19 protein-coding genes are annotated in these 23,080 nt (G+C 69.9%); 9 read left to right on the forward strand and 10 right to left on the reverse strand.

Features of this window, described 5'->3' with window-relative positions; all coding sequences use genetic code 11:
- Positions 1–265 precede the first annotated feature (265 nt).
- Complete coding sequence (locus YIM_RS40180; protein WP_153035343.1) at positions 266–484, forward strand: DUF5988 family protein; 219 nt, start codon at positions 266–268, stop codon at positions 482–484.
- 50 nt (positions 485–534) lie between these two features.
- On the opposite strand, the gene YIM_RS40185 is transcribed toward YIM_RS40180, so the two are convergent.
- Positions 535–2,139, reverse strand: coding sequence for a PQQ-binding-like beta-propeller repeat protein (locus tag YIM_RS40185; RefSeq protein WP_153035344.1), 1,605 nt, complete (start codon positions 2,137–2,139; stop codon positions 535–537).
- A gap of 172 nt (positions 2,140–2,311) precedes the next feature.
- Here YIM_RS40185 and YIM_RS40190 point away from each other — a divergent pair, with 172 nt between their 5' ends.
- Positions 2,312–3,451, forward strand: coding sequence for a hypothetical protein (locus YIM_RS40190; RefSeq protein ID WP_153035345.1), 1,140 nt, complete (start codon positions 2,312–2,314; stop codon positions 3,449–3,451).
- Between the two features lie 54 nt (positions 3,452–3,505).
- On the opposite strand, the gene YIM_RS40195 is transcribed toward YIM_RS40190, so the two are convergent.
- The 6 genes from YIM_RS40195 to YIM_RS40220 form a co-directional block, all read right to left on the reverse strand.
- Entirely contained in the window at positions 3,506–4,552 is a 1,047-nt protein-coding gene (locus YIM_RS40195; protein WP_153035346.1) for an efflux RND transporter periplasmic adaptor subunit, read from the reverse strand.
- Positions 4,553–4,556: 4 nt separating this feature from the next.
- A complete protein-coding gene (locus tag YIM_RS40200; protein WP_153035347.1) occupies positions 4,557–5,042 on the reverse strand; it encodes a hypothetical protein in 486 nt (161 codons plus the stop codon).
- 110 nt (positions 5,043–5,152) lie between these two features.
- Complete coding sequence (locus YIM_RS40205) at positions 5,153–6,373, reverse strand: ABC transporter permease (protein ID WP_153035348.1); 1,221 nt, start codon at positions 6,371–6,373, stop codon at positions 5,153–5,155.
- Positions 6,370–7,053 (reverse strand): ABC transporter ATP-binding protein, encoded by a 684-nt coding sequence (locus YIM_RS40210; protein ID WP_153035349.1) that lies wholly within the window; start codon positions 7,051–7,053, stop codon positions 6,370–6,372. The genes YIM_RS40205 and YIM_RS40210 overlap by 4 nt, the downstream gene beginning before the upstream one ends.
- Entirely contained in the window at positions 7,050–8,105 is a 1,056-nt protein-coding gene (locus YIM_RS40215) for an HlyD family efflux transporter periplasmic adaptor subunit (RefSeq protein WP_153035350.1), read from the reverse strand. Before YIM_RS40215 ends, YIM_RS40210 begins: the two co-directional genes overlap by 4 nt.
- Before the next feature lie 11 nt (positions 8,106–8,116).
- Positions 8,117–8,599 (reverse strand): hypothetical protein, encoded by a 483-nt coding sequence (locus YIM_RS40220; protein WP_153035351.1) that lies wholly within the window; start codon positions 8,597–8,599, stop codon positions 8,117–8,119.
- 220 nt (positions 8,600–8,819) lie between these two features.
- Here YIM_RS40220 and YIM_RS40225 point away from each other — a divergent pair, with 220 nt between their 5' ends.
- Positions 8,820–9,812 carry a hypothetical protein gene (locus tag YIM_RS40225; protein ID WP_153035352.1) on the forward strand — a complete coding sequence of 331 codons (993 nt, stop codon included), beginning with the start codon at positions 8,820–8,822 and terminating at the stop codon, positions 9,810–9,812.
- On the opposite strand, the gene YIM_RS40230 is transcribed toward YIM_RS40225, so the two are convergent.
- On the reverse strand, positions 9,769–11,157 hold the full coding sequence (locus tag YIM_RS40230) for a cell wall metabolism sensor histidine kinase WalK (RefSeq protein WP_228004318.1): 1,389 nt from the start codon (positions 11,155–11,157) through the stop codon (positions 9,769–9,771). The two genes, YIM_RS40225 and YIM_RS40230, sit on opposite strands and share 44 nt — an antisense overlap.
- Positions 11,150–11,815: a response regulator transcription factor gene (locus YIM_RS40235; RefSeq protein ID WP_153035353.1), complete on the reverse strand. Its 666-nt coding sequence runs from the start codon at positions 11,813–11,815 to the stop codon at positions 11,150–11,152. Before YIM_RS40235 ends, YIM_RS40230 begins: the two co-directional genes overlap by 8 nt.
- 154 nt (positions 11,816–11,969) lie before the next feature.
- Here YIM_RS40235 and YIM_RS40240 point away from each other — a divergent pair, with 154 nt between their 5' ends.
- From YIM_RS40240 to YIM_RS40260, 5 genes are read left to right on the forward strand one after another with little or no spacing between them, the layout of a single operon-like run.
- On the forward strand, positions 11,970–13,001 hold the full coding sequence (locus YIM_RS40240) for a 3-oxoacyl-ACP synthase III family protein (RefSeq protein ID WP_153035354.1): 1,032 nt from the start codon (positions 11,970–11,972) through the stop codon (positions 12,999–13,001).
- A complete protein-coding gene (locus YIM_RS40245) occupies positions 13,001–14,851 on the forward strand; it encodes an HAD family hydrolase (RefSeq protein WP_153035355.1) in 1,851 nt (616 codons plus the stop codon). Before YIM_RS40240 ends, YIM_RS40245 begins: the two co-directional genes overlap by 1 nt.
- Positions 14,848–15,072, forward strand: a complete 225-nt coding sequence (locus YIM_RS40250; protein WP_153035356.1) for an acyl carrier protein — start codon at positions 14,848–14,850, stop codon at positions 15,070–15,072. Before YIM_RS40245 ends, YIM_RS40250 begins: the two co-directional genes overlap by 4 nt.
- Positions 15,069–15,872: a 2-oxo acid dehydrogenase subunit E2 gene (locus YIM_RS40255; RefSeq protein WP_153035357.1), complete on the forward strand. Its 804-nt coding sequence runs from the start codon at positions 15,069–15,071 to the stop codon at positions 15,870–15,872. Before YIM_RS40250 ends, YIM_RS40255 begins: the two co-directional genes overlap by 4 nt.
- Positions 15,873–15,881: 9 nt before the next feature.
- Entirely contained in the window at positions 15,882–17,090 is a 1,209-nt protein-coding gene (locus YIM_RS40260) for a cytochrome P450 (RefSeq protein ID WP_153035358.1), read from the forward strand.
- A gap of 195 nt (positions 17,091–17,285) precedes the next feature.
- Here the strand turns inward: YIM_RS40260 and YIM_RS40265 are convergent, their stop codons facing one another.
- Complete coding sequence (locus YIM_RS40265; RefSeq protein ID WP_153035359.1) at positions 17,286–20,060, reverse strand: LuxR family transcriptional regulator; 2,775 nt, start codon at positions 20,058–20,060, stop codon at positions 17,286–17,288.
- A 519-nt stretch (positions 20,061–20,579) separates the two neighbouring features.
- Here YIM_RS40265 and YIM_RS40270 point away from each other — a divergent pair.
- Positions 20,580–23,057 carry a BTAD domain-containing putative transcriptional regulator gene (locus YIM_RS40270; protein ID WP_153035360.1) on the forward strand — a complete coding sequence of 826 codons (2,478 nt, stop codon included), beginning with the start codon at positions 20,580–20,582 and terminating at the stop codon, positions 23,055–23,057.
- Positions 23,058–23,080 lie beyond the last annotated feature (23 nt).

The raw sequence follows: 23,080 nt of genomic DNA on the forward strand, positions 1-23,080 counted from the left end.
CAGGATCTCGTATCGCAACTTGCCCTCCGGTGACTCGTCTTTCCCCCGACCGGGTCCTTATCGTTGCCGGTAAGGCCGACTTTGCCACTGTTCGAAGGTTCACCCAAGCCCCTAACCGGCCCGTGAAAGCGCCCCTACCCGCCGACCGGCACTCCCCTGAGCACACCCGCGTGCGAAGGACAAGGCGGCCGAAAGCACAGCTTTAGCCGTCCTCCGGACGATGACCTGGTCACCCAGCGAAACCATCCGGGGAAAGGACGGTGCCATGAGTGATATCGGGCCCAATGTGGTGCTGCGGGGCGGCCCGCTCGCGTTACCTGGCGGAAACCCGCGCTTCCACCGAGTGCACGACCAGGAACGCCCGCTGAAACTGGCGAACGGGAATCGTTACGAGCATTTCCGCCCGACCGGGGAGACCGAACTGCACGCCGGCCGCCGGCTGCGGGTCTTCGAATGGACCGGGCGGACCTACGTCGCCGAATAGCCGGGGGCGGGTGGAGGCGGTGAGCAACGGCGCTCACCGCCTTTTTCACGTCACTTCCCGAAGGCCAGCAACACGAATCCCTTGTCGCTCGGATAGAGCGGACGGAACCCGGACATGACGTAGAGCATGCCGTCGGCCACCACCGCGCCACCGGCCGCGGCCAGCCCGCCACCACGGCCGACGAGCCCGTTCACGCCCTGGAAGTCCTGGATCGTGTCGAACTGCCAGAGCACCTTGCCGTCACGGGCGCGGTACGCCCGGATCTTGCCGTCGGAGCTGCCTTCGTAGACCACCCCGGGGCTGCTGCTCACCGCGGGCGCGTGCGCCAGCAGGCAGCTGGCCGGCGCGAGCGCGGCGCCACCCCACGAGCAGCCGTCCGCCGGGTTCGGCGTTTTCCACAGCAGGGCACCGGTTTCCGGGTCGAGCGCGTGCAGCGCACCCGGGTTGCCCTGGTTCGTGGCCACGTAGAGGCGTTCACCGTCGTAGCTCGCGCCCCACTGGATGCCCGACTCGGAATAGGTGGTGTCACCGGAGGAAAGCTGCCGCTGCCAGACGATTTCGCCGGTTCGGGTGTCGAGCACGTGGTACACACCGCTCTTCTGCCCGACGCCGACGTAGGTGCGGCCCTTGACGGTGAACACGTTGGGCGCGGTGCCGATGTCGAAGTCCAGCGCGGTCCCGTCCTCCAGACCGGGGCAGTAACCCGGTGGCGCCTTCGGATCGGCGCACAGCACGCGCCAGGTGTCCGGATGGGTCAGCTGGTTCTTCCACCGCACGGCCCCGGTTCCGACGTCCAGCGCGAGCACGGAGTCCGAGTCGCCTTCGGTGCCGGTGTAGTTCTGCCCGGTGCCGACGTAGAGCGTGCGCGTGGCCGGGTCGATCACCGGTGAGCTCCACACCCCGGCGCCGGACGGCGACCAGTGGATCGCGCCACTGGGCCAGGTGCCGACCGCCTTGGGCTCGGGAACCGTGTAGTAGCGCCAAACCAGCTCACCGGTCTGGGCGTCGAGCGCGTCCACGTGACCGCGGAAGGTGCAGCACGCGTAGTCCATTCCACCGGTGTTTTCCGCGCTCGCGACACCGACGTACACCCGGCCGTCGAAGTGGATCGGCGAACTCGTCAGCCGCGCGGCCGGGTTCGGGTCGAGCCGCTGCGACCATTCCAGTGCGCCGGTGTGCTGGTTCAGCGCGTACAGGTAACCGCGACCGTCTCCGAAGTAGACTCGTCCATTCGCGACGGACGGACTGTCGCGCACCATCTTGGCCGCGCCCACCTCCGGATCGACCGTGCTCAGGTTGAATGTCCACAGTGTCGCACCGGTTTTCGAGTCCAGCGCGTAGAAAAGCCCGTCGGGGCCGCCGAAGTACATCCGGCCGCCGACCACCGCGGGCTGGCTGCGCAGGGTCGAGCCGGTACGCGGGAAGGCGTGCGCCCACTTCACCGACAGATCGTCCACAGTGAACTGGTTGATCCGCCGTTCGTCGGCGTTGTGCCTGCTCCCCCTGGCGTCCTTGGTCCACGTCGGCCAGTCCGAACCGGCGAAACCGGGGGTGCTCACCGCCGGCGCGGGCGCGAGCACCGCCACCGCCAGCGCGCACACCACGGGTATCGCCCAGCCGACCGGGCGCCATCGAGCCGTTCTGGATCGGGTCATGGTCTCCCTCTTCTCTCACGCGGATCGCGTGCGGGCTCGCTAGACCATGCCAGCGTCGGGCGGGGTGCCCAAGCCCCCTGTTACTCCCCTATGGACGGACCGGGGCGGAATATTCCGGCCTAAGGCACGGTTTAGCGGGCGCTCCTAGCCTCGACCCGCCGAAAGGAGAACCATGCACATTTTCCGCAAGAAGGCGCGCCGGCGCAGAAGCCGGATCGCCCTGGTCGCGAGCGCGTTCTTCCTGGTCGCGCTGGCCGTTCCGGCGACGGCGGGCGCCGCCGACTCCGCCGGGACCACCGGGGTGCCGCACGACTGCGTCAACCACCACAACCTGACCGAACTGATCGTGCAGAAGTACCCGATTTTCCCCGATCCGACCAATCCGCCGGTCGGCAGCAGACTGCAGGTGGGCCACCAGGTCTACTTCAAGGCCGAGCTGCGGGACCAGGCAGGCAACTGGGTGGCCACCTCGCACGGCTATTCCTACGTGCCCTACCGGGACGACAAAGAGGACGTGATCCTGCAGTACGCGCAGGAAACCATCACGCTCGCCGACGGGGTCATCCGGACCACCGGCGTCTACAGCGTCACGCCGAACAACTACAACGAGTGGAACTACATCTCCGCGGAAGGCGTCAGCGGCCGGTACGTGGGCATGGTCGGCGCCCGCACCTTCCAGATCACGCAACTGGGGCTGAGCCTGAACGCGGGGCTGTACATGTGCGGCGGACTCCAGGAGAACTGGGACTGGAACCCGAAGAAGCCGAAGGCCGAGGAAACGCTGGCGGAGAAGCAGGCCAACGCGCTGGCCGCGCTCGAGGCGACCGAGCCACCCAAGGACCCAGCCGACAGCCCGGTCCCCCCGAACGACTGCGAGGTGCACGTCGGCCTGCGCGAGGAACTGACCGAGGAGTACGGGCCGGCACCGGGCGACGGCGGTGAATGGCCACCGGGTGCCGGATCGTCGATGCACTACAAGTCCGAGTTCCGCAAGGACGGCAGGCTGGTCGCCATTTCGAAGGGTTATTCGTACACGCCCTTCAAGGATCCGGCGAACGACATCGGGCTGAAGTTCGTGCAGCAGACGATCACCTTCCGCGACGGAACCATCCGCACTTCCGGCGTCTACAACCTGACGCTGAGCAACGTCTACGAATGGCACGCGATGTGGGCCGACGGTGTCAGCGGGCGCTACGCCGGCATGGTCGGCAGCCGCATGTTCAAGGTCACCGGCCAGGCCGATCTCGACGGCCAGGTCTTCATGTGCAAGGACCTCGTCGAGCACTGGGAATGGGATCCGCCCACCACCTGAGGAAGCCACTGGGAAAGCCACTGAGGAAGCCGCTCTGACCCCGCGCCCGCGGGGTCAGAGCGGAACCTCGACCTTGGTACCGGCCGGGAGATCCCCGGTGACCTGCACGAAGCCGTCACCCCATTCACCCAGCTTCACCGGAACCTGCTTCGTGGTGCCGTCCGGCCCGACCACCACCACCGCGTTCCCGCCGCCGGGCAGGCCGATCACCGAGGACACCGGCACCGAAAGCGCCTGCTGCGCCACGGTCGCCACGTAGTGCACGGTCACCGGGGCCAGCGCCAGCCCGCTCACCTGGTCCGGCGAGTCGAGCGAGATGGTGACCTTGAAAACGCCCTTGCCGTCGGAGTTCGACTCCAGCGTGGTGCTGACCGACTCGACCTTGCCCGCCGCCTTGTCCCCGCTGGGCAGTTCGACCTGGACCGGCTTGCCGACCTCGATCAGGTCGCGGTCGAGCGGGTCGAGGTCGACGCTGACCACCCGGTCCGTGCTCTGCACGGTGAGCACCGGCGCCGACGGCGAAGTCATCCCGCCCTCGTGCGCGTTGAGCTTGGCGATGTGCACGTTCCCCTCGGTGAACACGACTTCGCCGAGCGAGAGCACACCGTCGTCCTCGGCGCCGATCTTCTTCTGGAGCTGCTTGACCGCGTCGGTGGTCTTCTGGCTCCAGTCGTCGTCGGGATAGGTCGCGCTCGGCTTGCCGAATCCCAGCGCCAGCAACGCGGACTCCAGCTGGTGCACGTCCGGTCCGTCGGTCACCCCGGACTTCAGGTCCCGCCACGCGGGCACCACACCGTTCAGCAGCACCACCGGCTTGTCGTTGATCCGCATCAGCACGTCCCCGCTGACCAGATCGGTGCCCGGGGTCGGCAGCTGGGTGATGATGCCGCTCTGCGCCGCGGAGAGGTCGCGCATGTCCTGGTAGGCGACCGTACCGCTCAGCTTCTCCGTGCGGGTCAGGTCGCGGACCGCGACGTCCGCGGTGGGCGCCGAACCGGCAAGGGGGGCCGGTTCGGCGCCGCTGTCCGCCACGAACCAGACCGCGGCGCCGGCGACGGCCACCAAGCCGAGCGCCACGGGCACCGCGATCTTCGGCTTCACGACCTCACCCCTGCGAGGGCGCGGCCGACTGCTGGCACTCCTTGAGCGCCTTGGACGTGGCCGGATCGGTCCGGTCCAGCTTGTCGCCGAACGGGGTGTCCGAGCCCGGCACCGGGTCCGGCACGTTGATGCCCTTCTCCCGCAGGCACTTCGCCAGCGCGAGCATCTCCTCGTCCTGCTGCGCCTGGTCACCGGAATCCTGGTTCTGGCGCTCCTGCACCACCCCGTCGAGGAAGTGGCCGCAGGTCTTGTTCGCCGCGACGAACGCCGCGGAGTCCTTGTCCACCCCCTCGTACATCGCGCCGGGGCTGCCGGGCTGCGGGTCCGCCAGCTGCACGCCGTTGTCGCGCATGCACTGGGCGTACTGCAGCAGGCTGTCCTGCGCCTGGGTGTTCTGCGTCGGCTGCGCCGGTTCGTTGCCGCCACAGGCGGTCAACGCGAACAGCAGGGCCAGCACCGGCACGCCGCCCTTGATCAACCGCTTCGACATGACCGTCCACCTCCATGGGACTTCTGGGTTTCGGTAAGAACTGTGCCGATCGCGCCTTGGACCGGCCTTAACGCGCCTTGGAATCCGCTGAACGGCTCAAGGCTCTGTGCCTAGGCCGGGCGTACCGCCTCCGCCGGTTCGAGCCGGGCCGCGCGGCTCGCCGGGTACAGCCCGGCCAGGCCGCCGACCAGCAACGCGGCCAGCACACCACCGGCGAGACCGGCCACGGGCAGCACGATCGGCCACCCCATCACGAGCGCGTAGACGATCGTCACGCCCGCACCGAGCAACACCCCGGCGAATCCGCCGAGACCGGCCTGTACCAGTGCTTCGACGAGGAACTGGGAACGCACGTGCCGCCGGGTGGCGCCCAGCGCGCGCCGCACGCCGATCTCGTTCCGGCGTTCCAGCACGGAGATGACCATGACGTTGGCGATGCCGACCCCGCCGACGAGCAGCGCGACCCCGCCGAGGCCGAGCAGCAGGGTGGTGAACGCGGTGTCCGCGGCGGCCCGCGCCTCCAGCGCGTCCGACGGCCGGGTCACCTCCACCTCCTGCGGGCTCTCCGGATTCGCCGTCGCGCCCGCCACGTCGCGGACCGCGTTGATGTCGTCCGGATTTGCCCGCACGTAGACGGTGGTCGGCGAGCCCTGGTAGCCGAACTTCTGGGTCGCGATGTCGGTGCCGATGAGCGCCGCGCTGTCCAGTTCGGGCGCCAGTGGCATCGGCTGCAGGATGCCCACCACGGCGAACCACTGCTCACCGAGCCAGACCAGCTGCCCGCCCTCGCTGATGTCCACGCCGTGGCGTTGCGCGGCGGTGGTGCCGAGGACCACGGTCGGATAACCGGAGAGTCCCGCGTCGAGCCAGCGGCCCGACGCCAGCTTTCCGTTCAATGTGGACAGAAGATCGGCTTCGGCGGCCAGCACGACCACGCCACGCGTGTCCGTCTCGGGCATCTGGTCGGTGCGCCGCACGGTGACGTCGAGCTGCGCCACCGTGGACACCGCCTGCACCTGGTCCAGAATGGACAGACGCCCGCCCGCTTCGGCCGGCAGCTGCGCCTCTTCGTCACTGCTGAACGACTGGCCCGGCTTCACCGTCAGGTAGTTGGTGCCGAGGTCGTCCAGCACCTGCAACAGGTTCGCCTGCGAAGAAGCGGAAATACCGACCACCGCGACGATCGCGGCGATGCCGATCGAGATGCCCACCGCGGTCAGCATCGCGCGGCCACGGCGGCCGAGCACGCCCAGCCTGCCCAGCGCGATCGCGTCGCGGAAGCGCAGCACGGACTTCTCCAGCCGCGGTGGCTTGTCCTCGGTGATGGTCATACCAGCGCCCCTTGGACTATCTGTCCGTCGCGGATGTGCACCCGGCGTGGGGCGCTCCGGGCGATCTCGTCGTCGTGCGTGATCAGCACCAGCGTCGCGCCGTCGGCGTGCAGTTCCCCGAACAACCGCATGATCTCTTCGCCGTTGCGGGAATCCAGGTTCCCGGTCGGTTCGTCGGCCAGCACCAGCGCCGGGTCGCCGACCAGCGCCCGAGCGATCGCCACGCGCTGGCTCTCGCCACCGGAGAGCTGCGCCGGGCGGTGCTCGAGGCGGTGCCCGAGGCCGACCCTGGTCAGTGCCGACTCCGCGCGCTGACGGCGTTCGCCTGCCGGGATCCCGCGGTACATCAGCGCGGTGCCCACGTTGTCCAGCGCGCTCAGGCTCTGCAGCAGGTGGAAGGACTGGAAGACAAAACCGAGCGAACGGCCGCGCAGCGCGGAAAGCTTCTCGTCGTTGAGCTTGCCGACCTCGTGCCCGTCGATCCGCACCGAGCCCGAGGTCGGCTTGTCCAGTGCGCCCATCAGGTTCAGCAGGGTCGACTTGCCGGAGCCGGACGGCCCGACGATCGCCACCCACTCACCCGGCATCACGGTCAGGTTGACGCCGTCGAGCGCGCGCACCGGCGGGACGCCGGGATACTCGCGGACCGCGTCGGTGATCTCCAGCACGGGCCTGGTCATTTCGGCACCTCCACCTTGTCGCCGGCCTGCACGCCACCGGTCACCACGACAAATCCGTCGCCCCAGGCACCGAGTTCGACCGGCGTGCGGACGGCCGCGCCCCCCTGCGGCGGCAGCACGTCGACGGCGTAACCACCGCCGGGCACCCCGACCACCGCGGCCACCGGCACGGTCAGCGCCTGCTGCGCGACGACGGTGGTGTAGCGCACGGTCACCGGTGCCAGCGCGACGTTGTCCCCGGCGGTGGCATCGGCCAGCTTCACCTTGAGCTTGTAGACCTGCTTGCCGTCGGCGCCCGCTTCCAGCGCGGTACCGACCTCCTCGATGGTGCCGTCGACCTTCTCGCCGTTCGGCGGTTCCACCTTCACCGCGGCACCGACCGCCACCAGTTCGCGGTCCGCCGGATCGAGGTCCACGGTGACCAGCCGTTCGGTGCCGGAGACGGTGAGCACCGCCTGGCCGGGCACCACCGGCGCGCCGACCGTGGTGGTGCGCTTGGCGATCCGGATGTCGCCGGGGGTGAAGCTGATCTCGCCGAGTGAGGCGATGCCGTCGATCACCGCGCCGACGTCCTCCTGGTACTTCTTCAGCGCGGTGGTGGTCACCGAGTTCCAGTGGGCGTCGGGATAGGTGCTCGACTTCTTGCCGTAGCCGAGGCTCACCAGGGTCTCCTCGAGCTGCGCCACGTCGGGGCCGTCGGTGATGCCGGGGCCGAGGTCGCGGTAGGCGGGAATGGTGCCGTTGAACAGGACCACCGGCCGCTCGTCCACGCGCATCAGCACCCCGCCGGACTTCACCGTGTCGCCGACCCCGGGCAGCATGGTCACGATGCCGCCCTTCGAGGAGGTCAGATCGCGCTCGTCGCGGTAGGCGATCACCCCGTTCATCGTCTCGGTCCGGCTGAGGTCGCGGACCGAGACACTGGCGGTGTTGACCGCGGGCTGCCCCGCGTCGGCGGGCGGCGCGGGACGGCCGGTGGTCAGCAGCACCGCGGTGAGGCCGCCGGCGACCACCACCGGGACCGCGATGAAGGCGATCGTGCGCTTTTTCATGGCTGTTGTCCTTACTTTCCGGCCGTGGCGCAGGTTTTGAGCGCCTTCGCCGTGGCGGGATCGGTGCGGTCGAGGCCGGGGCCGAAAGCGCCGCCCGCCTGTCCCGGCACCGGGTCCGGTACGCCGATCCCCTGTTCGCGGAGGCACTTGGCGAGGGCGAGCAGTTCCTCCTGCTGGACCTTGAGCTGCTCGGGATCTTGCTTCTGCCGCTCCTGCACGACGTTGGCGAGGATCGCGCCGCACGTGCGGTCGGCCGTCTCGAAGGCGGCGGACGCGGTGTCGACGCCCTCGTACATCGCGCTCGGGTCACCGGCCGCGGGGTCGGGCAGCTGGACCCCGTTGTCACGCATGCACTGGGCGTACTTGAGGTACACGTCCTCGACGGGTGCCTGCGGTGGCGCCGGTGTGCTGCAGGCCGTGAGGAACAGGGCCAGGCACGCGGCCGGCACCACCATCGACAAGCGGGACATCGCCGTACCCTTCTCTTCACTCATTGTGGGAGTCGTTGTGTGGGTCACTGTGCCGAGCGGGCCTTGGACCGGGCTTAGCCGCGCTGAGCGGGAGCTGAACGGCGAGCGCGATGTCAACCCCGGTTGCCCGGCGGGACCACGACAGGGGTCGAAAGGGGTGTGAGCGGTCCTCGACGTCTATCTACGTTCAGCTGTTGTGAGAACTACGAAGAGAACCGCTGTACTCGCCCTTTCGGCCGCCCTCATGACAACATTCGCCGGCGGGTTGACGCCCACTGTCGCCGCCGGACCGGCGGCCTGCACGTGGACACCGGAACTGCTGCCGTTACCGGCCGGGGTGCTCGCCGGGCACGTGGACGCGACCGACCACGGCGGCGGTTACGCGGGTTCCATCTCCTACGGCGCGGGTTCGGTGCAAGGCGCCCACGCCGTGCTGTGGAAGAACGGCAAGATGACCGACTACGGAAACCTGTCGTCGCCGGAATACCAGAATTCGGTGAGCGTCTACGACGTGAACAAAGCCGGGACGGTGGTCGGCGCGGCGCACAAGGAATCCGACGGCACACCGAGTGCCGTTCACTCGCGGAACGGCAGGATCGAGCGCTTGGCCGAACTGCCGAACACCATCGCTTCGATGGCGAACGGCATCAACGACAGCGGGGACATCGTCGGCGGCGTCGAAACGGAATCGCGCTGGTTCGCCGTTCGCTGGCCCGCCGATCGACCGGGCGTGGTGGAGGTGCTGACCGGACTGCCCGACACCCCGGCCGATGCCAGCGGAATCGACGAGGACGGCACGGTGCTGGTCTCCGTGGAGAAGGAGGGCTGGGACGTGCCCTACCTGTGGAAAGCGGGCCAGGCGCGGGCGCTTCCCCTGCCGGCGGGCGGTTATGACGTGATCAACCGGGGCATCTCGAACGGCCGGGTCATCGGCCAGGTGACCACCGATGACGCGTTCAGCGGCTACGTGTGGGACCGCGACGGTCAGCCGCGCGCGGTGCCCCGCGGCGAGGACGTGCTGGGCATCAACCGCGACGGCCGGATCGTCGGCCGCACGGACGACGAAAGCTGGCGCGAATTCGGCGTCTGGCGGGTCACCACCCTCGAATCCACGTTGAGCTACACCGCCACCCGCGGCATCGACCCCCGCGTCTCCAGCGACGACGGCACGATCGCCGGCGACAGCTGGACCTTCAACGGCGGCCGGTACGAGCCGACCGTCTGGCGCTGCCGCTGACAGCCCCGGGCACGCGGACCTCGAAGCGGGCACCGCCCAAGGTCGGGGATTCGGTCACGGTGACCTCGCCGCCGTGACTGCGGGCGATCCGGCGCACCAGTGCCAGGCCGAGGCCGACACCGCCGCTGGCGCGGTCCCGGCTGCCGTCGACGCGGAAGAAGCGGTCGAACACGCGCTCCCGCTGGTCCGGCGGCACGCCGGGACCGTCGTCGTCGACGGTGAAGACGGCGTCCCGGCCGTCCAGGGCCAGCGAAACGGCGACCACGCCCGACGCGTGCTTGTCCGCGTTGTCCAGCAGGTTCCGCACCAAGCGCACCAGCTCGGGCACCACACCGGTCACCCGCACCGGGGTCAGTGACGGGCGGACCTCCGCGTGACGCACCGCGGTGATCTCTCCCGCGACGATCTCGTCCAATTGCACGGCTTCCGCTCGACGCGAGACCGCGGCCTCGTCGAGCCGCGCCAGGGTGAGCAGGTCGCCGGTGAGCCGTTCCAGGCGGCGGTGGTCGTCGAGCAGGCGGGTCGCCACGTTCCGCCAGTCGGCGCTGTCCCGGTGCGCCAGCGAGACCTCCAGCTCCGCCCGCATCGCCGCCAGCGGTGTGCGCAGCTCGTGGGAGGCGTCCGAGACGAACTCGCGCTGCCGCCGCGCGCCCGACGCGATGCGGTCGAGCATCCGGTTCAGCGTGCTGGTCAGCTTGCCGACCTCGTCGCCGGTGTCCTGCTCGGGCAGTCGTTCGTCCAAAGTGGAGTGACTGATCGCCTCGGCGCGCCGCCGCACCGCCTCGATCGGGCGCAGCGCGCGGTCCACCGCGAACCAGGTCAGCCAGCCGACAAAAACGGTCAGCACCGGCGCGGCCACCAGCAGCGAGTTCACCACCAGGTCGATGCTCTGGGTGATCTGCCCCGACCGCGAGATCGCGCGCACCGTGCGCACCTCGCCCTGCGGGGTGGAGACCGTGCGCGCCGGCACGATCTCGAAGTCCTCGGCTGGCGGGCGGGCTTCGGTGACGGCCCCGGTCGCGCGCGACCGCTCGGCCGACACGGGACGGCGTTCGATCGCCTGCATCCCGGTCTGCGGCACCGACGCGACCAGCTTCCCGTCCTTGTCCTCGACCAGGATCATCGTTGCCGACGACGGCTCCTCCGGCGGCAGCGGCTGCCCGCGCTCCACCGCGTCGGCCACCTTGTCGAGCTGCCGGGCCGCGCTTTCGGCCATTCCGCCGAACAACGTGTTCGACATGCTGTTGACCAGCACGAACGAGGCGATGGTCAGGGCGAGACCGACCGCCAGGGTGACCACCAGGGTCAGCCGCAAGCGCAGCGAGCGCGGCCGCACCCTAAGCATCCGGGTCCACCAGCCGGTAACCGAGGCTGCGGATCGTCTCGATGCGGGCCGCGCCGATCTTGCGGCGCAGGTAGGACACGTACACCTCGACCAGGTTCGTGTCCCCGGCCGAGTCCAGCCCCCAGACCGCGTTGAGCAGGCGGTCCTTCGACATCACCCGGTTGCGGTTGCGCAGCAGCGCCTCCAGCAGCGCGCGCTCACGCGGCTGCAGCGTCAACTGCTTGCCGTTGACCATGCACTCGCCGGACTCCGGGTCGAGGGAGAGCCCGCCGTGGCTGAGCAGCCGCGGCCGCGGGGTCGCCCCGCGCCGGGCCAGCGCCCGCAACCGCGCCACCAGCACCACGAACGAGAACGGCTTGCGGAGGTAGTCGTCGGCACCGACGTCGAGACCGTCGGCCTCGTCGTACTCACCGTCCTTCGCGGTGAGCATCAGCACCGGCGTCCACACCTCTTCGGCCCGCAGCCGCTTGGCCACGGTGTAGCCGCTTATCGAGGGCAGCAGCACGTCGAGCACGACCACGTCGTGCGCGCCTTCCCGGGCCTGCCAGTAGCCGTCGAACCCGTCGTGGACCACGTCCACGTCGAAGCCCTCGGCCGTGAGTCCCGACGACAGCACCTCGGCGAGGCGGACGTCGTCCTCGACCACCAGAACCCGCATCGTCCCGCCTTTCGCGCCACCGGAAACCACCACTGGAAACACGATCGCACAGCTCGATTAGACGTTCCTGAGTCCGCGGGCGTAAGTACGGCGAAAGAAACGGTTTAGCCCACCGGCCGAGCATGAGGTGAATTCTCGGCAGGGAGGAAACTCGATGGGCGCCCGTCAAACGTACGTCCTGGCCGCGGGCACGGCCTTTCCCGGGCCGCTGGTGGACAACGCGGCACTGGCCGCCCGCTTCGGCACCACCGGCGCCTGGCAGCAGTGGGTGGACACCTTCATCGGCACCCGCACCCGCCACCTCGCGGTCGACCCGGAGACCGGCAAACGCCACGCGACGCTGGCCGACCTCGGTGAGGAAGCCGGGCGGCGGGCACTGACCGGGGCCGGGCTGGCCCCCGGCGACATCGACCTGGTGGTGCTGGGCAGCGCCACCCCCGACCAGCTGATGCCCGCCACGGTGAACCTGATCGCCGACCGGCTCGGCATCGACCAGGTACCCACCTACCAGCTCCAGTCCGGCTGCACCGGCGCGGTGCAGGCGCTCGACCTGGCCCGGCAGCTGCTGTCCACCGGACGGCACCGCAACGCGCTCGTGCTCGGCGGTGACGTCTGCGTCAAGCACCTCGACTTCGACACCGACTTCGCCGCGCTGCCGCCCGCGCAGCAGGTGAACTTCATCCTTTTCGGTGACGGCGCCGGCGCGGCCGTGCTCAGCACCGAGCCGGGCCCCGAAGCGGTGGAACTGCGGCACGTGTTCGTCCGGCTGGTCGGTCTGGGCCGCGCGCCGGGCCAGGTGGTCGAGTGGTTCGGCGTGGCCGACCGGGACGACGACCGGGCACCGGTGCTGGAGGACTACAAGGCCATCGAGGAGTCGGTGCCCGGGCTGGCCGCCGAGGCACTGGAGGAGATCCTCGACGAACTGGACTGGTCCGGTGGTGATCTCGACTACCTGCTGCCGCCGCAGCTGTCCGGGAAGATGACCGAGACCATCGTCGAACGGCTCGGCGTGCCGGACGCGCACGAGGTCAGCTGCGTGGCCGAGACCGGCAACATCGGCAACGCGATGCCGTTCGTGCAGCTGGAGAAGGTGCTGCCGTGGCTGTCGCAGGGCGACCGGGTGGCCGGGATCGCCATCGAGTCGAGCAAGTGGATCAAGTCCGGCTTCGCGGTGGAGAAGATCTGATGGACTTCTTCACCGCCTACCGGGAGGGACGGCTCGCCGGTGCCTACCACCGCGTGCCCGCACTGCTGGCCGATCTCGCCCCCGCGGAACTCGCGCGGGCCGGTCGGCTGCTCGCCCGGCTGGACGTCGACGACAGCGAGGCGACCGTGGTGCGGGTGGCGATCACCGGGCACGGCACGCTTTCCCCGCTGGTGCCGTCGCTGACCGCCGAGGTGGCCAGGCACGGGCTGCTGCTGCGCCCCACGGTCGGCGACTTCGGCGGCTACCTCACCGAACTGTCCGATCCGGACAGTGACATCTACCGCGCCGAGGCCGAACTCACCCTCTGCGTGCTCGACGCCGAGGCGATCTTCGCCGAGGTACCGGTGCCGTGGCGACCGGCCGACGTGCGCGCGGTGCTCGACGAGAAGCTGTCCTTCCTGGACAAACTGGCGTCGATCTTCGAGGCGAACAGCAAGGGCACGCTGGTGCTGAACACCTTGCCGCTGCCACGCCGGTTCACCGCGCAACTGGTCGACCACCGCTCGCGCGCGGAACTCGGCGCGCTGTGGCGCGAAGCCAACGCACGCCTGCTGCGCTTCGGCGAGCAACACCCCGGCGTGCTGGTGGTCGATCTCGAACCACTGCTGGCCGAGGGCATCCCGGTCGAGGACCCGCGAATGGCCGTCTACGCGAAGATGCACCTGTCGGCGGAACTGCTCGCCCGTTATGCCCGCGAGATCGGGCATCTGGCCAGGAGCACCGCCGGGCGCACGAAGAAGTGCCTGGTGCTCGACCTCGACGGCACGTTGTGGGGCGGCATCCTCGGCGAGGACGGCCACGACGGCGTCGAGGTCGCGGAAAGTCACCACGGTGAGGCGTTCCGCGCGTTCCAGCGGGTGGTCAAGCAGATCGGGTCACAGGGCGTGTTGCTCGCGGTGGTGAGCAAGAACGATCTCGCCCCGGTGCGGCGCGCGCTCACCGAAAACCCGCAGATGACGCTGGACGAGAACGACTTCGTCCGGATCATCGCGAACTGGCAGCCCAAGCACGACAACCTCCGGCAGCTGGCCGCCGACCTCAATCTCGGCGTCGATTCGTTCGCCTTCGTCGACGACAGCACGCTGGAATGCGGCCTGGTCCGCGACGCGCTCCCGGCGGTGGCGGTGCTGCCGGTGACCGGTGACCCGGCGCTGCACGTGGGCACCCTGCTCGCCGACGGCTGGTTCGACGTGCGCGAACTGACCGTCGAAGACCGCGCCAGGGTGGACAAGTACCGCGAGGATCTGTCCAGAAAGGACTTCCTGGACAGCTTCGACTCGATCGAGCAGTACCTGGCCGAACTCGGCGTGCGGGTGCGGTTCGCCCCGGCGACCGAAAAGGAACTCCCGCGCGTTTCCCAGCTGTCGCTTCGCACCAACCAGTTCAACCTGACCACCCGGCGGTTGCAGCAGCCCGAGGTCCGGGAGCTGGCCGACGACCCCGACTGGCAGGTGCTCGCCATCCGATCGAGCGACCGGTTCGGGGACAACGGTCTGGTCGGGGTGATTTTCGCGAAACGCGAGGGAAATTCACTTCACCTCGAGAACTTCATCCTCAGTTGCCGGGTTTTCTCCCGCGGCATCGAGCAGGCGTGCCTTTCGGCGCTGTTGCACCACGCCCGTGAGCACGGCATAACCGAGGTTTTCGGCAGTTACCGGCCGACCGCGAAGAACGGCAAGGTCGCCGATTTCTACGCCCGCTACGGCTTCACCCCGCTGCCCGAATCCGACGGCGTCACCCGGTTCCGGCACGACCTCGGCGAAATCGTCGAAGCCCCCGCCCACGTCGACCTCGACTTCGACCCCGACTTCGGAGGAACCCTCCAGTGAACACAGTGGACGATCTGGTCACGCTGGTCCGTGACGAGCTTGGCCTGCCGGTCACCACCTCCGACGCCGCGCGCAGCCTGGACGAGCTTCCCGGTTGGGATTCGGTGTACCTGCTGTGGCTGCTGACCGTGGTGGAGAAGAAGACCGGCAGGCCGGTGTCGCTGCCGGACCTGCTCGAAGCGGGCAGCCTCGAAGACGTGTACTCGCTGGTGGCGGCATGAACTTCCCGGCGATCGCCAGAGAACGGCGGCACACGCTCTACTTCCTGCGTGAGATCCGGCGGTTCTCGCCGGTCTTCCTGGACACCGAGGTCGACATGACCGCGGTGGCCGGGCACCGCGAGAAGGCGAAGGCGGCGGGCACGCGGATCTCCGTCATCACCTACGTGGTGCACTCGGCCGCGCGCGTGCTCGCCAGGCATCCCGACGCGAACGCGGCGGTCCACGGTGGACTGTTCGCCAGGGTGGCCAGGTACGGCGGGGTGGCCGCGAAGGTCACCCTGGACAAGCGGATCAACGGGCAGCGCGTGGTGCTGTCCACCGTGCTCGACCGGGTGCACGAGGAGGGCCTGGCCGCGATCCAGTCCAGAGTGGACCACTTCCGCGACGGCGATCCGGAGACCATGCCCGAGTTCGCCGGGGCCCGCAAGCTGCACCGGCTGCCACCGTGGCTGGGGCGGGTGCTTTTCGCCATGGCGGTGCGCCCGCTCGAAGTGCGGGCGGCCAGGTTCGGCACCTTCGCCGTCACCTCACTGGGACACCGTCCGGTGGACGGCTTCCACTCGGTCGGCGGCACCACCGTCACGCTCGGCCTCGGCCGGATCACCGACCGGCCGGTGGTGCGTGACGGCGAGATCACCGTCGCCCCGGTGATGCGGTTGAACCTGGCCTTCGACCACCGGGTGATCGACGGCGCGGAGGCCGCCGACGTGCTCGCCGAGATCAAGCAGGGCCTCGAAAGTTTCCCCGCACACCACCCCCACCCCCGCGAGGCGACGACGGTCGGCGGGGCCGAAAAATAGGGAGCCGTGATGACCAAGGATCCGGAGACGCCGGAGTTTCCGATGGCCCGCAGGTGCCCGTTCGATCCCCCGTCCGAGTACGCCAAGCTGCGCGAGACCGAACCGGTCAGCCGCGCGCAGCTGCCCGACGGCACCCCGGCCTGGCTGCTCACCCGGTACGCCGACGCCCGCGCCGCACTGGCCCATCCCACCATCAGCGCGGACATCACCAAACCGGGATTCCCGCCGCTGATCCCGATCCAGAAGGACATCGTCAAGCAGGGCCACAAACCGCCGTTCATGCGGCAGGACCCGCCGGAGCACACGCTGTACCGCCGGATGCTCATCCCGGAGTTCACCGTGCGGCGGATGAAGGTGCTGCGCCCGGCCATCGAGCGGATCGTCGACGAGCAGCTCGACCACCTGCTGGCGCAGGAGCGGCCCGCCGACCTGGTCACCCACCTGGCGCTTCCGGTGCCGTCGCTGGTGATCTGCCGGACGCTCGGCGTGCCCTACGCCGACCACGAGTTCTTCCAGGACAAAACCGGCGTGCTGCTCTCCTTCGACAGCACCCCGGACGAGGTGGCCAAGGCGATGACCGAGATCAGGGCCTTTCTCGGCGACCTGATCAGCGAGAAGCAGCGCAACCCGGACGAGGACCTGGTCAGCAGCCTGGTGCACAACCACCTGGAAAAGGGCGAGGTCACCAGGGAGAACCTGCTGGCCACGATTCTGCTGCTGCTCAACGCCGGGCACGAGACCACGGCGAACATGATTTCCCTCGGCACGCTGGCGCTGCTGGAAAATCCCGACCAGCTGGCGGCGTTGCGCGCCGATCCCGAACTGGTCGGGTCCGCGGTGGAGGAAATGCTGCGTTACCTGAGCATCGGCGACATCGTGCCGGCCCGCATCGCCACCGAGGACATCGAGCTGGGTGGAACAACGATCAAGGCGGGAGAGGGCTTGATCGCGCTGCTCGGTGCCGCGGACTGGGATCCTGAGGTTTTCCCCAGTCCTGAGGTGTTCGACATCCAGCGGGGTGCGCGCAATCACATCGCCTTCGGCTACGGGGTGCACCAGTGCGTCGGGCAGAACCTGGCCCGGCTGGAACTGGAAATCCTGTTCCGCAAGCTGATCTCGCGCATTCCCACGTTGCGCCTGGCCGCGCCGGTGGAGGACCTGCCATACAAACGCCAGGGCGCGGTCTACGGTTTGCACGCGCTGCCGGTCGCCTGGTAGAGCGGCGGGGCAAGGCGCATCGGGTGAACTTCGCCGCCTGGATCGAGAATTCCGGCCTTCACCCCCCACGGAGCCAAACCACGCGGTACGCTTGACCGGTCGGCCACCCCCCTCGGCCGACCTTGAGCCCCCGGCGCCACCTCCCCCTCGAGCGCCGGGGGCTTTCTTAATCGGACCGACGGGTCATAACCCCTGTTATGCCAGGCGAATCCGCGGTGCCGGCTCGGTGCGCAGGTCCAGCGGCAGGTCGTTGCGCCGTTTCACGTTGAGCTTGCGGTACACCCGGGTCAGGTGCTGTTCCACCGTGCTCGCGGTGATGTGCAACTTGCCGGCGATCTCCCGGTTCGTGTAGCCGATCACCGCCAGCGCCGCGACGCGGCGTTCCGAACTGGTCAGCGAGGTGATGCCGGCGGTGTCCTCACCGGCACCGGCCCCTGTGGACAGATCGCTGCTCGCGGACAGCAGCTCCGCGCACAACGGTTGCGCGTCGCACACCTTCGCCAGGTGCCACGCCCGCCGGAACACCTTCCGCGCCCGCCGCTTGTCGTCGGCTTCGTAGTGGACCCGGCTCAGATCGACCAGTACCCGCGCCTGTTCGTAGCAGTCACCGGCCGATTCGAACAGTTCCAGCGCTTCGGTGAGCAACGGCAGGCGCCGCGGTGACGGGCTCAGTGCCGCCAGCAGGCGCAGGGACGCTCCGCGCGTGCGGAAGCCGTCGGTACCCGGTTGTGCCAGCTGGTCGTGCACGAGCAGCCGCGCCTGCTCCAGATTGCCCAGTCGCAGCCACGCTTCCGCGGCCGAGGTCCGCCACGGCACCAGTCCGGCCACCTCCAGCCGCCAGCCCTGCATCAGTTCCCCGCAGGACAGGAAATCCGCCAGTGCGGCGTGGTGGTGGTTCGTGGCCAGGTAGTAGTTCCCGCGTGCGTACAGGTACGGCAGCCCGTACCGGCTCTGGAACATCGCGTCCGGCACCGTGTAGGTGACCAGCTGCGCGGCCTCCTCGAACCGGCCCATCCGGGTCTTCGCCAGGATCAGGCTGCCCAGCGGAAGGCCGATCGCCACGCCCCAGGACTTGCGGGCCATCTGGGTCAGCGCGAGTTCGGCGTGCTCGGCGGCCGCGGCCAGTTCGCCCTGGCGCACCGCGATGGTGGCGCGGGCGCTGGCGAACATCGCCCGCCACACCGGGGCCCGCCGGTGCTCGGCCGCGCCGAGCAGCCGGTCGCACCAGTCCGCCGCGTTCTTCGCCCGCCCGGCGGTGATCAGCACCAGCAGCGCGAGCATGGCCGACTCCTCGGCCCACGACGTGCTGCGGTTCAGGTCGATGTCCCGCAGCACCGCCTCGGCCTGGTCGACCGCCTCGTGGCTGCGCCCGCGCGCGAGCACGTCGGCCAGCATCGCGGTGGCCTGCAGGCCGGGGTCGGCCTTGGGGGTGACCAGCGCGGGCTGCGGCCCGGCCGGGTGCGCCGGCGGCCTGCGGCTGGCCAGTGGCGGGTGCACGCTGGTCAGCCACAGCTCGGTGTGCCGCAGTTCGGCCGCGGCCTCGGTGTGCTGCTCGCGCACTGACGAGCGCAGGCGGTCGAGCAGGTCCATCGCCTCGTCGGCGCGGCCGTGCCAGAGCAGCTGCCGGATCAGCACGATGCAGTCGCGCCGGTTGAGCTGGTCGGCCCGCATGGCCGCGGCGAGCGGGGCGAGGTGCTCGGCCGCGGCGGCCGGGTTCACCTGCCATTCGGCGTAGGCCAGGCGGGCCCGGATGGCCGCCCGGTCCTCCTCGCCGAGGCTGGCGCGGTGGGCCAGTCGCAGCGAGTCGGCGGCCAGTTCCATCCGGTCGGACAGCAGCGCCTGTTCGGCCGCTTCCAGCAACACGGTGACCGCCCACGACGGCTGGACGTCCCCGGCCTCGATCAGGTGACCGGCCACCGTCATCGCGGACGCGCCCACCTCCTGCAGCAGCCGCGCGGCCCGCCGGTGCAGCTCGATCCGCTCGTCCGGGGCGAGGTCGTCGAGCACCGCCTGCCTGCCGACCGGATGCCGGAAGACGCCGGTGTCGAGCACCCCGGCCGCGGTCAGCGCGGCACAGCTCTGCCGCACCACGTCCGGCTCGGCACCGGCCAGCGCGGCCAGCGTTTCGGGGGAACCGTCCCCGCCGAGCACGGCCACCGCGCGGGCGACCCGCGTCCGGACCGGGTCACCGCGGTGCAGGCAGCTCAGCACGGCCAGGCCGTAGCCCTCCGGCCGGGCGGTGCCCAGTTCGCGGTGGTCCTCGGCCAGCGACGCCAGCAGCAGCGGGTTCCCACCGGTGGCGGCGTGGAACTCCGGTGCCAGCTCGGCGGGCAGGTCGGTGCGCTCGGCCAGCAGCCGCGCCACCCCCGCCTCCGACAGCGGCGCCACCCTGACGCGCTGGAAGTGCGGCTGGCGCAGCAGTTCCGCGCCGAACGGGCGCTGCGAGGGCACCGGATCGATGTCGTCGGTCAGCACCGCCAGCACCCTGGCCGAGCGCAGGCGGCGGATCAGGTACAGCAGGCACTGCAAGGACAGCGTGTCCACGTGCCGCAGGTCGTCCACCCCGATCAGCAGCGGATCGAGCGCGGCGAGTTCCAGCATGGCCAGCGAAATGCCGTGGAACACCTGGCCCAGCTCGGCCGGCTCCGGCCGCGACCGGGCGGCGAGCGCCTCCGCCACGCCCTCGTCGAGCAGGCGCACCAGCCGCGCGTGCAGGTCGGCGGGCAGCACCGCGCTGTGCACCAGCTGGCTGATCACGCCGAAGGGCAGCGCGCGCTCGGACCGCGAGCACAGCGCACTCAGGAATAGCACCCCCGATTTCTGCGCGCGTTCGGCGAACACCCGCAGCAGTTCCGTTTTTCCGCTGGCGGCCGGGCCGTCGAGTAGCGCGACCTGACCTTTCCTGACCAGTGTTTCGTTGAGCAGCAGCCCGAGCACACGCAACTGCTCCTCTCGTTCCACCAGTTCCATCGCCATCCCCCCGGATCGCTCGGCACCGCACAACGGTGCTGCTTTCTCCTGCTGACAGCAGCGCGTCGTTGCACCGTTGAACAAACTAGCAACTTTCGTAGGAAAGTCGGCGAAACCGACCCATTGGCCGGAAATTCGGCACACATCGATCCCGGCCGGCCCGCGGAACTGATGATCCTGCACTAAGCCGGATTGAGCCGAACGGCCGAGTCATTCTCGGTGCACGTTCGATTATTTTCCGTACTGAAAGCCGTCCCGATCAGGCCGGGAACCCGACCGCATTAGCGCGCGACACGGCCAGCGAGCGGCGCCATCCCGGCAGTTGGACCGTAACCGGTTGGTTATAAGGATTTTCTAAGTAAATAATTGACCAAGCGCATTAATCACCCGACCAACCCCTTCACACGATGTTGAGCGTTCGGTAAGCTTTCTGAGAAAGTCCGCCCCGATCGGGCGCAGCAAGCCAGGCAAGAATAGGCAGATCTGTCTACGAAATACACCGACCGAGGGCGGACGGTCATGCGCTTCAATTTGCTGGGTCCGCTGGAGATATTCTCCGGCGATATTCCGATCGGCATCAGCGGGCACAATCGGCGGGCGACGCTGGGCTTTCTGCTGTTGCATGCGAACAACGTGGTGGCGACCAGCAGGCTGCTGCGGGCGGTGTGGGCCGGTGACGCCCCGCAAACCGCGCGCAAGATTCTGCACAACGCGATCGCCGACCTGCGCGGCGTGCTCGCCGACGCCGGCCCCGGCGCACCGGACCTGCTCACCAGGGCGCCGGGCTACCTGCTGCGGATCGATCCACTGCAGGTCGACCTGTTCCGCTTCCACGAGCTGGTCGAGCACGGGCGCGCCGAGCTGACCGCCCGCTCCTTCGACACCGCGGCGGCCACCCTGCGCGAGGCGCTCGCGTTGTGGCGCGGGCCCGCGCTGGCCGACCTGGTCGAATCCGGGATCCGCTGGCCCGAACTGCTCACCGTGCAGAACGCCAAGCTCGCCGCGATCGAGGACTGCATGGAGGCCGAGCTGGCCGGTGGGCGGCACCACGAGGTGATCGGCGAACTCGAAGCCGTCGCCGAGGCCGAACCGCTGCGGGAACGCCTCGCCGGGCAGCTGATGCTCGCGCTCTACCGGTGCGGCAGGCAGGCCGACGCGCTGACCGCCTACCGCCGCACGCGCACCGCGCTGGTGGACAGCCTCGGCCTCGACCCCAGCCGCGACCTCCAGGCGCTGGAGCGCGCCATCCTCAACCACGACGCGTCGCTCGCGCTGCCGGCCCCCAGCGTCAACCCATCACCCGAGCTGGCCAGCATCGCGCGGCTGGAGTTCCCCGTGGTGCCGCGCCCGAGCGTCACGCTGGAGCGCAAGCGGGTCAGCGCGCTGCTCGTGCGCGCCGAACCGGATCCGGCCACCCAGGACCCCGAGGACCTCGGCGACCTGCACGACGAGCAGAGCGAGGTGGTCTACGCCGAAGCGAGGCGGTTCGGCGGCAGCGTCCGCGGCTCGATCGGCTCGACGTGGCTGGTGTTGTTCGGCGTGCCGCGCACCGGCGAGCACGACGCGGTCAACGCCGTGCGGACCGGGCTCGCGCTGCGCGACCGGCTCGACCGCGCGCACGCCACCGTCACCACCGGCGACGCGCTGGTGTCGCTGTCCGGGCGGCGCGCCCCCGAGGTCTCCGGCGGCCTGCTGGAAAACGGCCTGCGCCTGCTCGCCGGGACCCCGGCCGGCGAGGTGCGGGTCTGCCCGGCGACCAGGGCCGCGACCGGGCACGCGTTCGAGTTCGCGGTGACCGGCGAGAGCGCGCGGGTGACCGGTTCGGTGACCACCACCGAGTCCGGCGCCGGCCAGTTGATCGGCCGGGACCGCGAACTCGGCAGGCTGCACGGATTGCTCGAAGAGGTGCGCCGGTGGCAGCGCGCGCACCTGGTCGCGATCCTCGGCGAACCGGGAATCGGCAAGAGCGCGCTGCTGGCCGAGTTCGGCCGCTCGGTGCGGGAACTGCGCGAGCCGGTGCGGGTGGTCCGCGCCCGCGGCGGGGAACCGCTGGAGGTCTTCGCCGAGCTGGTGCGCTCGTGCGCCGGGATCGACGCGGGTGGCTCGTTCGGTGCCATGGCCGCGCAGCTCGCCGAGACCGTCCACCTGCTGCTCGGCACCGGGCCGTCGGCCGCCTGGGTGGCCGCGCACCTGCGCACGCTGGTGTGGGAGCCGGGCAGCGCGGCGCTGGCCGAGTCGGTGCTGTGCTGCCGCGCGCTGCTCGAAGGTGCCGCCGCCACCGCGCCGCTGGTGGTCCTGCTGGACGACCTGCACCTCGCCGGTGAGCCGGTGCACCGGTTCGTCGAGGACCTGGCGCAGCGGTTGCCACTGCTGGTGGTCACCGCGGGCAAGCCGGAACCGGCACACCGCGACACCACCACGATGACGCTGGAACCGTTGTCCGACAACGCCACCACGCGACTGCTCGCCACGCTGACCGGACAGTCGTCCCGGCAGTTCGAGCGGCTGGTGCCGCGGATCGGCGGCAACCCGCGGTTCGCCACCGAGTACGCCAGGGTGCTGCGGCAGGAGGCGCCGGGCGCTTCGCCGTCACCGGCCTGGCACGCCGCGGCCACGAGGTGGGCGGTGTGCGCGGCACCGGCCGTGCCGCCGACCGTGCACGCGATGCTGGCGGCACAGCTCGACGCGCTGCCACCGGCGGAAAAGGCCGTGGTGCAGGACGCGGCGGTGCTCGACGATCCGTTCGCCCCGGAGGCCGTCGCCGCGCTCGGCGAGTGCGACCCCAGCGACGTGGTGAAGCCGCTGGAAGCACTGACCCGGCGGGACCTGCTGCGCGCACACCGGCGACTGGCCGACGGCATCCGCGTCGAGTACTCCTTCCGCAGCCCGCTCCTGCGCGAAGTGGCCCGCTCGCAACTGCCGCGGCGGATCCTCGCGGAAAAGCAGACACGGGCGCGGGACTGGGTCACCCCGGAAGAAGCTTCTTCCTGTTCCTAGGTCGTTTGGGTCGCTTGTAAGCG

It is taken from the genome of Amycolatopsis sp. YIM 10, from assembly GCF_009429145.1.
GTDB lineage: Bacteria > Actinomycetota > Actinomycetes > Mycobacteriales > Pseudonocardiaceae > Amycolatopsis.